At 46.2% G+C, this 12,895-nt stretch carries 12 protein-coding genes; 3 read left to right on the forward strand and 9 right to left on the reverse strand.

Going from position 1 to position 12,895, the window contains the following annotated elements:
• Positions 1–24: 24 nt before the first annotated feature.
• Entirely contained in the window at positions 25–1,131 is a 1,107-nt protein-coding gene (locus H0R92_RS08420) for an amino acid--tRNA ligase-related protein (RefSeq protein WP_432963133.1), read from the forward strand.
• A 124-nt stretch (positions 1,132–1,255) separates the two neighbouring features.
• On the opposite strand, the gene rpmE is transcribed toward H0R92_RS08420, so the two are convergent.
• From rpmE to H0R92_RS08455, 7 genes are all read right to left on the reverse strand, one after another.
• Positions 1,256–1,471 carry a 50S ribosomal protein L31 gene (rpmE, locus tag H0R92_RS08425; protein WP_428770826.1) on the reverse strand — a complete coding sequence of 72 codons (216 nt, stop codon included), beginning with the start codon at positions 1,469–1,471 and terminating at the stop codon, positions 1,256–1,258.
• A gap of 26 nt (positions 1,472–1,497) precedes the next feature.
• On the reverse strand, positions 1,498–3,174 hold the full coding sequence (gene rho, locus H0R92_RS08430; RefSeq protein ID WP_432963136.1) for a transcription termination factor Rho: 1,677 nt from the start codon (positions 3,172–3,174) through the stop codon (positions 1,498–1,500).
• 120 nt (positions 3,175–3,294) lie between these two features.
• Entirely contained in the window at positions 3,295–3,732 is a 438-nt protein-coding gene (locus H0R92_RS08435) for a bactofilin family protein (RefSeq protein ID WP_432963139.1), read from the reverse strand.
• A gap of 8 nt (positions 3,733–3,740) precedes the next feature.
• The gene (gene lnt, locus H0R92_RS08440) at positions 3,741–5,345 is read right to left on the reverse strand and encodes an apolipoprotein N-acyltransferase (RefSeq protein ID WP_432963142.1); all 1,605 of its coding nucleotides are present in this window, start codon (positions 5,343–5,345) and stop codon (positions 3,741–3,743) included.
• Positions 5,342–5,659, reverse strand: a complete 318-nt coding sequence (locus H0R92_RS08445; RefSeq protein WP_432963145.1) for an HU family DNA-binding protein — start codon at positions 5,657–5,659, stop codon at positions 5,342–5,344. The genes lnt and H0R92_RS08445 overlap by 4 nt, the downstream gene beginning before the upstream one ends.
• A 199-nt stretch (positions 5,660–5,858) precedes the next feature.
• Positions 5,859–6,140 (reverse strand): 30S ribosomal protein S20, encoded by a 282-nt coding sequence (rpsT, locus tag H0R92_RS08450; RefSeq protein WP_432963148.1) that lies wholly within the window; start codon positions 6,138–6,140, stop codon positions 5,859–5,861.
• Between the two features lie 156 nt (positions 6,141–6,296).
• The gene (locus tag H0R92_RS08455) at positions 6,297–7,514 is read right to left on the reverse strand and encodes a hypothetical protein (RefSeq protein WP_432963151.1); all 1,218 of its coding nucleotides are present in this window, start codon (positions 7,512–7,514) and stop codon (positions 6,297–6,299) included.
• A 240-nt stretch (positions 7,515–7,754) separates the two neighbouring features.
• On the opposite strand from H0R92_RS08455, the gene leuS reads away from it, so the two are divergent.
• Both leuS and ltaE read left to right on the forward strand, forming a co-directional pair.
• On the forward strand, positions 7,755–10,454 hold the full coding sequence (leuS, locus tag H0R92_RS08460) for a leucine--tRNA ligase (protein ID WP_432963154.1): 2,700 nt from the start codon (positions 7,755–7,757) through the stop codon (positions 10,452–10,454).
• Positions 10,455–10,530: 76 nt separating this feature from the next.
• Positions 10,531–11,586, forward strand: coding sequence for a low-specificity L-threonine aldolase (ltaE, locus tag H0R92_RS08465; RefSeq protein ID WP_432963157.1), 1,056 nt, complete (start codon positions 10,531–10,533; stop codon positions 11,584–11,586).
• Here the strand turns inward: ltaE and H0R92_RS08470 are convergent.
• Together H0R92_RS08470 and H0R92_RS08475 are read right to left on the reverse strand one after the other, a co-directional pair.
• The gene (locus tag H0R92_RS08470; protein WP_432963160.1) at positions 11,583–12,548 is read right to left on the reverse strand and encodes a M15 family metallopeptidase; all 966 of its coding nucleotides are present in this window, start codon (positions 12,546–12,548) and stop codon (positions 11,583–11,585) included. The genes ltaE and H0R92_RS08470 overlap by 4 nt on opposite strands.
• A complete protein-coding gene (locus H0R92_RS08475) occupies positions 12,548–12,874 on the reverse strand; it encodes an STAS domain-containing protein (RefSeq protein ID WP_432963163.1) in 327 nt (108 codons plus the stop codon). Before H0R92_RS08475 ends, H0R92_RS08470 begins: the two co-directional genes overlap by 1 nt.
• Positions 12,875–12,895 lie beyond the last annotated feature (21 nt).

The raw sequence follows: 12,895 nt of genomic DNA on the forward strand, positions 1-12,895 counted from the left end.
ACGGCAAAAATGGTATAGTGTCCTATGGATTTGGAACTTTTGCGCGAACGCGCCCGCATTTTGCAAAACATCAGGCGTTTTTTTACCGAGCGCGGCTACCTTGAACTCGATACCCCCGCCCTCAGCCCCGCCCTTATTCCCGAAACCTGCCTTGAAGTTTTTAAAACCGATTATATAAAACCCGGCACCCCGCAAAAAAACACAGCCTTGTATTTGGTGCCCTCTCCCGAAGTTTACATCAAACGCATTATAGCGCAGCACAAGGTTGACGTATTCCAATTATCCAAATGCTACCGGAACGGCGAATCTTCGGCGCGCATACACAGCCCCGAATTTACCATGCTCGAATATTATACAATGAACGCCGATTATAAGGACTCGATGGAAATTACCGAACGGCTTTTCAACTTTTTACTCCCGCCCCCTCCGAACGGGCAAAACCGCAGCACCGGCGGAGAAAACTGCAGCGCCGAAGCAGCCGGCACAGACCCCTGGGATTTTTTACGGCCGCCCTTTATACGCTTAACTATGGACGATGCCTTTGAGCGCTATGCGGGCTTCCGTTTAAGCCGTTATGCTTCGGTACAGGGCTTGGCAGAGCAAGCGCGCCGCCTTGAACTTGGCGAAAGCACCGAAAACCCCTTCGATACATGGGGCATCGATGACCTCTATGAATTGATTTTCGTCCATGCGGTTGAGCCGAATCTGCCCTGCGACAAGCCCGTTTTTTTAACCGATTATCCCGCCTTTGTGCCCTGCCTTGCAAAGGACTGCGCACCGCAAAACGGTTTATCCGAAAACGGCGCACCGGAAACAGGAAGCGGCGCGCCGGACGTAAAAAACGGCGCACTATGGAAAGAACGCTGGGAACTTTATGCTCAGGGAATCGAACTTGCAAACTGTTATACCGAAGAACAAAACCCCGAAAGGGTACACGCTTATTTTGAAACGGAAGGGCGTTTAAAAGAAAAAACCGCCCTCGTACCTCATGCATCCGACGGCGAATATTGGAAGATTTTTAATGATTTTCCAAGCTGTTCGGGAGTTGCTCTGGGTGCCGACCGCCTTATAGCCCTTTTATGCGGGAGGACGAGCATAGAACCGATACTGCCCTTCCCGCTTGAACTATAGGGCCGGGCAGCCGCCTGCGGGCACACGTTAAAAAAACGGCTCCGCTTTTCCGCCTTTTGGGAAGCAAAAAAAGCCGAAGCCGTTTATACGTAAAAATCCCGGCAGGATTTTTAAAAGCGTAAGCTTATTGAGCGGCAGTAGGTTTAATGTTAAAGCGCTTGTTAAAGCGTTCAATACGTCCTGCCGTGTCTACAAGCTTTTGCTTTCCGGTAAAAAACGGGTGGCAGGCCGAGCAAATTTCAACATCGATATTTTTAACGGTTGAACGGGTTTCGATAACATTACCGCAAGCGCAGGTAATTTTCGTCAATTGATAATCGGGATGAAGGTCTTTTTTCATATATAACTCCTAGTAATTCCTGTGTATTAAAAAGATTCGCCGGTATTCATCGAGCGCAAGAATGCTTCATTATTCTTTGTTTTTCGCATTCTGTCAAGCAGTAATTCCATAATTTCCGCATCGTCCATCGGATTTATTACTTTGCGCAAGACCCAAATCTTTTGCAGTTCTTCTTCGGTAAGCAATAATTCCTCTTTGCGCGTACTGGACTTTTTAATATTGATTGCCGGGAAAAGGCGGCGGTCTGCAAGTTTACGGTCGAGGTTGATTTCCATATTGCCCGTACCTTTAAACTCTTCGAATATAACTTCGTCCATGCGGCTTCCGGTTTCAATGAGGGCTGTGGATATAATCGTAAGGCTTCCGCCTTCTTCCACGTTGCGCGCCGCACCGAAAAAGCGCTTGGGCTTGTGCAGGGCGTTCGAGTCCACACCGCCTGAAAGCACCTTTCCCGAAGTGGGAACGGTTTGGTTATAGGCGCGCGCAAGACGGGTAATCGAATCCAAAAAGATAACGACATCGCGCTTGTGCTCTACAAGGCGTTTAGCCTTTTCCAATACCATTTCGGCAACCTGCACGTGGCGCGTCGCAGGTTCATCAAAGGTTGAAGAAATAACTTCGGCGTGTATCGAACGCTCCATTTCCGTAACTTCTTCGGGACGCTCGTCTATAAGCAATACAATAAGATATACTTCAGGATGATTTGCGGTAATCGCGTTCGCAATTTTTTGCATTAAAATGGTTTTACCGGCCTTCGGAGGCGCAACAATCAGCGCGCGCTGTCCTTTTCCTATCGGAGAAAAAAGATTTATGATACGTGTCGAAAGCTCATCCGGTCTTGTTTCAAGATTGAGTTTTTCGTCCGGGTGAAGGGGCGTTAAGTTTTCAAAGGGAATGCGCGTTTGGGCGGCCCGTGTTTCGTCATCGTTAACGGTTTCTATGCGCAACAGGGCAAAAAAGCGCTCTCCTTCTTTCGGCGAGCGGATTTGACCGTAAACCGTATCGCCCGTTTTTAAGTTAAACAAGCGTATTTGGCTCGGCGAAATATAAATATCGTCCGGCCCGGATAAATAGCTGTTTTGCGGGGAGCGCAAAAAGCCGTAGCCGTCCGGCAAAATCTCCAAAGCACCGGAAGAAAAAATAATGCCGCCGTGTTCCGTATGCGATTTTAATATAACGAAGATAAGCTCCTGTTTTTTCATCGGAGCCAAATCGTCGCGCGGAACGCCGTATTGGGCGGCAAGGTCGCGTAAACCCGGCATACTCATTTTCGTTAAATCGTTGATTGAAAGCCGGGGTTTTGAATCGCGGTTTTGCAAATCGCTTTCGGCATCATTTACATGAGCGCCCTGTAAGGAAGCCGCATCCAAAGCGTTTTCATCGCTGCGCATATCAAAGGCTTTGTTTTCATTTGCACCGTTTTCCTGCTTGGAAGCGGCCGAACGGGCGGAAGTTTTGGAACGCACTGCACGCTTGGGCTTTGACCGTACAATAACACGCTTTTCTTTTCCGTTTACGGGGGAAGAAGGCGTTTCGGTGTCGGCACTCAGCGGCTCACCGTCGGATTGACTCGGTTTTTTAGTACCGCTGTAAGAAGGTTCGTCCGTGAAAGCAAAAGAACTTTGAGCTTCAGACTCGGAATTTTCCGCTCCCTCCGCATGATCGGAGTCGTCAATAAAACGGCGTCTTTGATTCATTGCCATTAAATATCTCCATATATAAGAAATTGATTACGGGATTGAATATAAAACATTTTTAATACAAGACGTTGTATAGCAGACAATTTATATTACCAAAAAACATACAAAAAGTCAAGCCGCATATTACACATCTTCCTCTTCTTCGGCAAAGGTACGTTCGGAAACCATTTTTTTATACTCGGCAGCCGATACCGAAAAAATATCCATATCGGGAACTTCATCGAGCATTTTTACTTCACCGTGAAAATTCACATTATCCGCAATACGCAAACGGGACGTTTCGACGTTTCCGACAATTTTACTGCCGGAAAACATTTCAAGCTTTGTTTTTGCGTACATATTGCCCTCCACTTGGCCGGCAATACTTATAGAATCGGCTTTTATTCCGTTTACCGTGCATACACCGTTTTTTTCAATAACCAAACTGCCCGTCGATTCGATTGAACCGATAAATTTTCCGGTAATAACCAAATTCCCGGAAAAGGACAGCACTCCGTTTAATTCCGTTTCAGCTCCCAATATCGTTAAATCGCCCTCTTTTTGTCTGTATGAAATCGGCATATATTCTCCTATTTTTTCCGTACAAGGCCGGCAATTAAAATAAAAACTGCGGCAATCGAAAACAAGATTCCGATATAATCGCCTAAAACAGTATATACGGTTTTAGACCGATTTGTCAAAACCGGTATATCCGCCGCCAAATAAGCTTCGCAAAAGGGGTCGCTCATTGCAACAACTTTGCCGTTGGGATCGATAACGCAGGTTTGTCCGGAAGCCGTAGCCCGTACACTCGGTACTTTGTTTTCAACGGACCGAAAAACGGCCATCGACAAATGCTGGTATTGACAGGCAAGACTTTTCGACCATGCATCATTGGAAAGATTGACCAAGGCATTCGCACCGGCATTGACATAACGGCGGCCGATATAACCGAAAGTATCTTCAAAGCAAATAGGCGTACCGAAATGCAAACCGTCCACATTGAATACCACAGCCTCGTTTCCGGGAGTCCACATGTGAGTATCGCCGTTTAAAAGCAGGGTGTAGATTTTGGGGAAAATCTTTTCAAAAGGGAAGTATTCGGTAAAGGGAACCAAATGCATTTTATGATACAATTCCGGTTCGGGCGGAATAACATTTTGTCCCGGACGAAACAATAAAACGGCGTTATAGCTTATTTCGCCTAAACCGCCGGTTCGCGTATAACCTTCGACGGTATCGTCATTTCCGATAACAAAGGGAATGTTTTTTGAATCGATATAATGTAAAAGTTCGTCTACCAGGTCGAAGCGCTCTCTGTCGGTTCTAAAGCGGTAATGCCAGCGTATGCGCGGTACAAAGGCGGTTTCCGGCCATATAACAATATCGGTATCGGGGTGTTCTTGTAAGGCTTTGTCGGTTAGGCGTTTAAGAGTCGTCAAATCGCGTCTGTATGCTTGAGTTCCCCCTATCCACGGATCCGTATTCGTTTGAATCAATACGGCTTTTTTTACCGGATAATCGTCGTAATTTTCAACGGATACAAAACCGTACACGATTATCAACATAAAAACGGCACACCACGCAAAAGCAGCGGCGCGATGACAGCGCATATTTTCTTTTATGATATTCCATACGGATTTTCCGCTTTCTTTACGGTTAAAAAGCGGAAATAAAACTTCCGCCCACCATGCGGAAACAAAACTTATAACGGCGCTCAGCCCCCACACACCGACCAGATTGGTACACTGAATAAGGTGTATAAGCTGCCAATGAGAATATGCGGTAACTCCGTAATTAAAACCGGCAAACCCCTTTGTTTTAAGATATTCGTATGCACACCACACAATCCACTGGGCAAGCCAAATTTTTTTCCCCCATAAAGACCATGCCGCTTTTAAAGCCGGAAAAACAAGGGCAAATTGAATTCCGTATAAACAGGAAATAACGGTTATCCCCATCGGATGAAAGGTTGCAAGCCAGCTTGTAAAAACAACATAGCAGCCTATACCGTATATTAATCCGTACAGCGGTACGGTTTTCCAACTTAAACGGCGGGTAAGTATAAAAACAGGTATAAAAGAAAAATAAGATATAAACGGCAAACCTTGCGCATATATAAAACTGGGCTGGGGCAATGCAAAAAGAAGTATGCCTGAAAAAAGAAGTGCCGTATCGATAATAATTTTTTTCATGATTTTTGTGCAGGAACGGGCAGTTCCCACAAAGCGTTTTTAAGTTCCTGTCCCGATCTGAAAGCGGCTATATAATGAGGCGCAACCGAAAGTTGTTCGCCCGTTTTAGGATTACGTGCACGGGAACGGCCTTTACGGAGCCGCAGCTCAAAGGTACCGAATCCTCTGAGTTCAATAGTCGAACCGTCTTTTAAAGAGGATTTGATATTTTCAAGTAATGATTCAAGAACAGTCTGCACAATCTTTTTTTCGTACTTTGTTTTAAGATATACAGAGTCAACTAAATCGAATTTTGTTATTTTTTTTGATTTCATCAAAATCTTCTCCGTACTGTCCGGTATCCTACATAAACGAAAATAAGCATACCTTTTTTCCGTTTACCAAACATAAAAAAGACTATGGACAAACGCCTGCATAAAAACGGAACTGTCTAAAGCCGGGCATTTTTAACGGTCCGCCGCGCTCGAAATTAAGTCCGTGTTTTATGCAAACTTAATTTCAAAGCCGACTTTTTCAGACACTTTTAGTTGAAAATGAAACATTGTACAATTTCATCATGCGTGATTTTTTCCGTGAAACGGAATTGCGGGATAAAATCCCCTTACGGCCGGCGGTATCCAGCTCTTTACATAAAAGACGTAACGTTTCATCGGCAAGCTTTTGATCTTTTGCCTGCACAGCCGCTGTAAATTTCTTTGCACAAGTACGTGCAGCACTTTTTGCCGCTTTATTGCGTAAACGCCTTTCTTCACTCTGTCTAAATCTTTTTTCCGCAGATGATTTTTTTACTGCCAAAGGAAAACCCTCCAAACAAAAACTAAACTTAATGTTATCAAACCGCAGGGGAATAGTCAAGTACTCTGTCCGTACTCGTATTGAATCACGTAAAAATCTTAGTGCACGGGAGGCACAACTTTCCGTCGGAAAAAAACGGCGGCAAAACTTCCGTGTTCACTCGGACTTCACCGGTTTTAATTTTTTCGTTTCGGCTATCGCCTTTTTTAAGTGATATGTTTTGACAGCCGCCGATTCCCGCTCCAAAGTTTCATCGTGCTGTTTTAGGCTGAAATTTCTGACGGTCGGATATCCTTCGGCTTTTATCCTATCGATATTCGTTTCGTTTATAAAATCTTTTATAGCCGTTACGCCTTCGTAATCGCCGAATGTACCCTGACAAATATAGCCGTCGCAAAAATCTTTTAAAGTAAAATTGTCATAACCGAACTTATACAAGCTTGTACTGCCGGTAAAATCTCCCATAGGAGTACCCGCCGTATCAAAACCGAAACGGCGTTTGTTTTTCGGCAGCGAAACCAATAAGGTATCTATCATACCGTCGGCCGGCAATACGGAATCTTTGTCATAGCCTTCGACGGGAAACCAGGGATAATGAAGCGAAATCGTAAAAACCTTATCTTTTTTTTCTTCGTATAAATAATTGCCGAACCTGACATCCCCGAAACGGATAAAGCGCCCGCCGGAAACTGCCGGCTGCCGGTACTTGCTGAAAGCGTGATGCATTCCGCAGTAGCAAAGCACTTTTTCGCCCTTATCCAATACCTCTTTTTTTACCCTGTCCGCCCAGTTTTTTTCGGAAAAATCTCTAAAAATCTTTTTTCTGATTTCCGGTTTAACGGTATCTTCCCGGCTTTTTGCTTCGGACCAATACAGCCTGTCGTTTACACCGAGTACGCGCATTTTTTGCACTCCTGAAGGAAGATTTTTATTCACTTGCCATGCGGCTTTAAAAATATCGCAGTATTCGTGATAGCCGCCCAATCCTATACAAAAACTGTTTAAATGAACGGAGCGGGCTAACGTTTCATCGTATTCTTCGGCTGTAACCAACGTATCGATACGGTCTTGGTCTTCGTAGAGGGCAAACTCTATTGCAACCGTGTAAATACCGTTTTTATGTAAAAGCGGCATAAGGTTTTGCACCAAAAGTGGGTCGTGCTTAATTCTGTGCATTTCGCCGAGTATAACGACATCATAATCTTTGAATTTTTCAATTATATAATCTTCGGGGCTTATATAATTGTTTTGAAGATAGGTATAAGCTTCATACACAAGAGGATTTTCGTCCCGGCTTGCCGATTCCGTTGCAGTACATGAAAACAGGAGAAAAACCGCAAACAACACAACAACCGTTACAGTGTTTTTTTTCATTTTACACCTCCATTAAAAAGTGAAAAAAAGCGGCACATTCCGATTTTTATTATACCTGTTCTATAACTTCCGTTTTAGAACAGGATTATTATACAAAACTTTAATTTTACTATCAAGTTAGATAAAACTTATTTATCCGCCTTTTTTTACGCCTTGCCCACATTGTGTTATTGCGCTATAATTCCCGCATACGATTAAAATACGTTATAATTCTTCAATAAAGATGTATCCGAGGTTAATATGGCAAACTATCCTTTTGAAACGATTGAACCCAAATGGCAGCGCTATTGGGAAGAACATAAAACATTCCGCATAACCGAAGACCCCTCTTTTCCCGCAGATAAAAGGGTCTACGTCCTCGACATGTTCCCCTACCCGTCGGCTCAAGGGCTGCATGTGGGGCACCCGGAAGGCTATACGGCAACCGATATTTACTGCCGCTATTTACGCATGAACGGTTACAATGTGCTTCACCCGATGGGCTTCGACGCTTTCGGGCTTCCTGCCGAAAACTATGCGATAAAAACGGGTACTCACCCGAGCATTACAACAAACGCCAATATCGAGCATTTTACGCGGCAAATAAAGTCCTTCGGCTTTTGCTACGATTGGGAGCGCTGTATTACCACCTGCACGCCCGACTACTATAAATGGACGCAGTGGATATTTTTACAGCTGTACAAACAAGGCCTTGCATACGAAGCCGAAGCGCCGATAAACTGGTGCCCGGCCTGTTTAACCGGTCTTGCCAACGAAGAAGTAAAGGACGGAAAATGCGAGCGCTGCGGTACCCCCGTTACGCGCAAAACAATCCGCCAATGGATTCTTAAAATTACCGCCTATGCCGAGCGGCTTTTGCAGGATTTGGACGAACTGGATTGGCCGGAATCGGTTAAGGCTATGCAAAAAAACTGGATAGGAAAAAGCGAGGGCGCCGAAGTTACCTTTAAAATCGCCGATACGGACGGCAAAGGCGCCGCCGCTCAAGGCACCGCTGACGGGGCAGCCGCAAGCGAAGAAGGGATTACCGTGTATACAACCCGGCCGGATACCCTCTTCGGAGCCACTTACATGGTTATAGCGCCCGAGCACAAGCTGGTGAACCGTCTTACAACCGCCGAACAAAAAGAAGCCGTCGACGCTTACGTTGAACAGGCCGCAAAAAAAAGCGATTTGGAGCGCACGGACTTGGCAAAAACCAAAACCGGCGTTTTTACCGGCTCCTATGCCGTAAATCCCGTAAACGGAGCGAAAATCCCCGTATGGATTTCCGACTATATTTTGATTTCCTACGGAACCGGAGCGATTATGGCCGTTCCCGCCCACGACGAGCGCGACTGGGACTTTGCAAAAGCCTTCGATTTACCCGTTATTAAAACGGTTGCCTCAAAAGAAGAAATTGCAGCTTTAGGAGACGGGGACGAAGCAAAAGGCGCGGCGCTTTTACGCGAAGCCGGACAAAAAGCCTTAGCAGGCGATTCTTCAGCCTATGATGAACTCGTGCGCCGCTTTCCCGACATTTTTACAAAGGCCGAAAACTGCACGGCAGCCGACGGCTACAGTATAAACAGTGGCTTGTGCATCGGCTTAAGCACCGAAAAAAGCAAAAAGGCAATGACCGAAGACCTTAACAACAAGGGAATCGGTAAAAAAGCCGTCAACTATAAACTGCGCGACTGGATATTCAGCCGCCAACGGTACTGGGGAGAGCCGATTCCCCTCGTACACTGCGAAAAGTGCGGCTGCGTTCCTTTAGACGAAAAGGATTTACCCCTTATGCCGCCTGAGGTACAGTCGTACCAGCCGACGGGAACGGGAGAAAGCCCCCTCGCCCATGTGGAAAGCTGGGTACACTGTACCTGTCCCAAATGCGGCGGAAAAGCTAAGCGCGAAACGAACACCATGCCCCAATGGGCAGGTTCCTGCTGGTACTATTTACGCTATTTGGATCCGCATAACGATAAAGAGTTTGCTTCAAAAGAAAAAATCGAGTATTGGATGCCCGTAGACCTCTATGTAGGAGGTGCGGAACACGCGGTACTGCACTTGCTGTACGCGCGCTTTTGGCACAAGGTACTCTACGATTTGAATTTGGTTAACACAAAAGAACCCTTTCAGCGCCTCGTCAATCAGGGTATGATAACATCTTTTGCATTCCAGCGCAAAAACAAAACCCTCGTTCCGACGGACGAAGTACGCGAAGTTCAGGGTAAGCCGGGCGTATTTGAAGAAATTGCCACGGGCGAAGTGCTTGAGCGCGTTATCGCCAAAATGTCCAAGTCGCTTAAAAACGTTATCAATCCGGACGACGTAATACGCGAATACGGAGCGGATTCGGTGCGCATGTACGAAATGTTTATGGGTCCGCTTGAAGTGTCGAAGCCGTGGAGTACCCAGGGCTTGGTCGGCATACACCGCTTTTTGGAAAAGGTATGGACGGTAAGCGAAAAGCCCTTAAGCGATGAAAAAGCGTCGGGCGAATTGACCAAGCTTTTGCACAAAACAATCAAAAAGGTAAGCACCGATACGGCAAGCCTTAATTTCAATACGGCGATAAGCCAAATGATGATTTTTATCAACGAAACGTCAAAGGCCGAAAAATTGGCAAAAGAAGTATGGGAAAACTTTGTGATTATGCTTTCCGTGTATGCGCCCCACTTGGGCGAAGAGTTATGGCAAAAACTCGGCAAAACCGAAACCGTTTCCCGCGCCGTCTGGCCTTCTTGGGACGAACAATTATGCAAAGACGACAATTGTACGATTGTCGTACAGGTAAACGGCAAAATCCGCGATAAATTCGAAGCCGCCTTAAACGAAGGGAAAGAAACTTTGGAAAAACTGGCCCTGCAAACCGAAGGCGCCAAACGCTTTACGGACGGCAAAGAAATTGTAAAAGTAATTACGGTACCGAATAAACTGGTAAATATCGTTGTCCGCTGATTGCGGTTAAAATCTCCGCGGCTGCCGAAAAACAGGAGTTTTTTCGGCAGCCGCGACACACCCAAAGGAAAAAAGTATGAGTACATCTTATGAAATGCCCTGCATAGACGTCAGGAGCGATACGGTAACATGGCCGACGAGCGCCATGCGTAAAGCCGTAAGCGAAGCGCGTGTCGGCGACGACGTATACGGTGAAGACCCGACAGTAAAAGAATTGGAGCAGTACGGCGCTTCCCTTGCCGGAAAAGAAGCGGCGCTGTTCGTTCCTTCGGGAACCTTTGCAAACCAGTTGGCACTGTTTACACATTGTCCGCGCGGGAGCGAAGTTGTGTTGGACGACGGCTGCCACATAGTCCGTTATGAAGCCGGAGCGTCGGCCGTTATAGCGGGCGTTCAGCTGCGTACCGTCGAAAAAAATAAAAAAACGCTTATCGCCGATCCTAAGGATTTTGAAGCTAAAGTCAGAACCGCACAGGACCTTCACGAACCGCAGACAGCCCTTATTTGTCTTGAAAACGCAACTTCAAGCGGACGGGTGCTGCCGCTTTCGTTTATGCAAAGCATAAAATATATTTCAAACCGCCACCACGTTCCCGTCCATATGGACGGAGCGCGCATTTTCAATGCGGCGGCAGCCCTGCATACGGAAGCCGCCCAAATAAGCGCATATACCGATTCGCTTATGTTTTGCCTTTCAAAGGGCTTATGTGCGCCCTGCGGTTCTCTTCTTGCCGGGAGTTCCGAATTTATAGAACGCGCGCGTTATAACCGTAAAATCATGGGCGGCGCAATGCGTCAATCGGGGATGCTTGCCGCGGCGGGTTTAATTGCATTAAAGGAAATGCGCCTTCGCTTGGCCGAAGACCACGAAAACGCCCGTTTTTTAGCCGAAGAATTAGCCAAGCTTGAGGAAATCGAAATAGATCCGGGCAAAACGGAAATCAATATGGTATTTTTTAAGTTTGCCGGAAATAAAATAAATCCCGACGCGTTTACCGAATTTATGGCGGAAAAACATATTTTAACCGGACACCCGGCAAGCGACGGCACTATCCGTATGCTTACGCACTATTGGATAAAGCGCAAACATATAGAAAAAATCGTCGGTGCAGTTAAAGAATTCCTTGCCTAAGCGTTTTTCCACGCATGGATAAATTCAATCATATGCTGCTGGACGTTGTTAAACCATTTTTCCTGAAAGCGCACGGCTAAGGGGCCGACATAGCGGTAATGCCAGCATTCCCAGCGGTAGCCGGTAATGTACTCGTAACCGTCGGGAAAAGACAGCGACCAGCCGTATTTTCCCGCATTTTCATACAGCCACTTACCGGCAGGCGTTTTCGCATATTCGTCGGTAATCGAACCGAAGTCGATAACCGTTCCCAATTGGTGCTGACTCGCCCCGGGCCGTGCCGATTCGCGGTCGGCCGCTTCTTTTCCCATTTGGGTAACATTGCGCTCGTACACTTTTTTTTGATACGCATAGGAACGGTAGGTCGAGCTTACCACAAGCGTTATGCCTTCTTCCCGCGCGGCCTTTGCCATACGTGAAAGCTCTTTTTCAACCGGAGCGCGAAGTGAAAGGTCTGCGCGGTGTATTACGTAAGAGCCGGCCTGTGCAGTTTCGGGCGTAAGCGCTACGAGGGAGGCGGGGACATAGTTTTCATCCAAATAGACGTTTTTATCGACGCGGATTAACAAGTCTTCCGTGTCGGAAGCAAGCACTTCTTCCAAATCGGCTAAAAACGCTTTTTTATTTTCAAGTATGTTTTGTGCAAGACTCTGAGCTTCTCCCTTTTCATCCGAAAAAGAAAAGGCGCCGCTTTCTAAAAGTGTTGTCAATTTTGCTTCCTGCGGACTTACACTTACGGACGGGTTCAATGATTCGTCGCGGGGAGCGGCCGTTTTTGCGGAAACGGAAACGGTTTGCGTCTGCATCAAATCGCCGCCCGTGTTTTTAATTTCGGTTTTGGAAGGCGAACAGGAACTCATAAGCAGCCCCGTACAAAAAAGCGCATACATACCGGCACAAACGGAAAAAAAATTACGGCATAAAAGGCGATAGTGGGATTTTTTAAAAAGAATAAAAGACATCAGGCAATCTCCGTTACCGAATAAATGCGGCGGAACATAGATTCAAAACCGGTCGAAGTCAATGCATCCATAACGGCTGTTGAAGGACGCAGCAAAAAAACGGTAAAGCCCTGTTCTTTACCGTCGTTAAAACAACCGAACAATACGCTTAAACCGCACGAATCCACCGCATCAACCTGCGACATGTCCAAAACCAAATGGGTTTTTTGAATAACTTCGTAAGCTCTTTTTTCGAATTCGGCAAAAGTGTACGAATTGACGGGGCCGGTTAATTCAAGCAATATATAGTTGGGTGCCCGTTTTTCTTGAATAAGAAGCTGTTCCATAATAATACCTATATCCTTGTT

It is taken from the genome of Treponema sp. OMZ 840, from assembly GCF_050937815.1.
Classification (GTDB): domain Bacteria; phylum Spirochaetota; class Spirochaetia; order Treponematales; family Treponemataceae; genus Treponema_C.

Bases quoted from the DNA above. Each gene is read 5' to 3' on its own strand.
- rpmE (WP_428770826.1), bottom strand. From the start codon at position 1,471: ATGAAAAAAGACCTTCATCCCGATTATCAATTGACGAAAATTACCTGC.
- H0R92_RS08420 (WP_432963133.1), top strand. From the start codon at position 25: ATGGATTTGGAACTTTTGCGCGAACGCGCCCGCATTTTGCAAAACATC.
- leuS (WP_432963154.1), top strand. From the start codon at position 7,755: ATGGCAAACTATCCTTTTGAAACGATTGAACCCAAATGGCAGCGCTAT.
- rho (WP_432963136.1), bottom strand. From the start codon at position 3,174: ATGGCAATGAATCAAAGACGCCGTTTTATTGACGACTCCGATCATGCG.
- lnt (WP_432963142.1), bottom strand. From the start codon at position 5,345: ATGAAAAAAATTATTATCGATACGGCACTTCTTTTTTCAGGCATACTT.
- ltaE (WP_432963157.1), top strand. From the start codon at position 10,531: ATGAGTACATCTTATGAAATGCCCTGCATAGACGTCAGGAGCGATACG.
- H0R92_RS08435 (WP_432963139.1), bottom strand. From the start codon at position 3,732: ATGCCGATTTCATACAGACAAAAAGAGGGCGATTTAACGATATTGGGA.
- H0R92_RS08470 (WP_432963160.1), bottom strand. From the start codon at position 12,548: ATGTCTTTTATTCTTTTTAAAAAATCCCACTATCGCCTTTTATGCCGT.
- H0R92_RS08475 (WP_432963163.1), bottom strand. From the start codon at position 12,874: ATGGAACAGCTTCTTATTCAAGAAAAACGGGCACCCAACTATATATTG.
- H0R92_RS08445 (WP_432963145.1), bottom strand. From the start codon at position 5,659: ATGAAATCAAAAAAAATAACAAAATTCGATTTAGTTGACTCTGTATAT.
- H0R92_RS08455 (WP_432963151.1), bottom strand. From the start codon at position 7,514: ATGAAAAAAAACACTGTAACGGTTGTTGTGTTGTTTGCGGTTTTTCTC.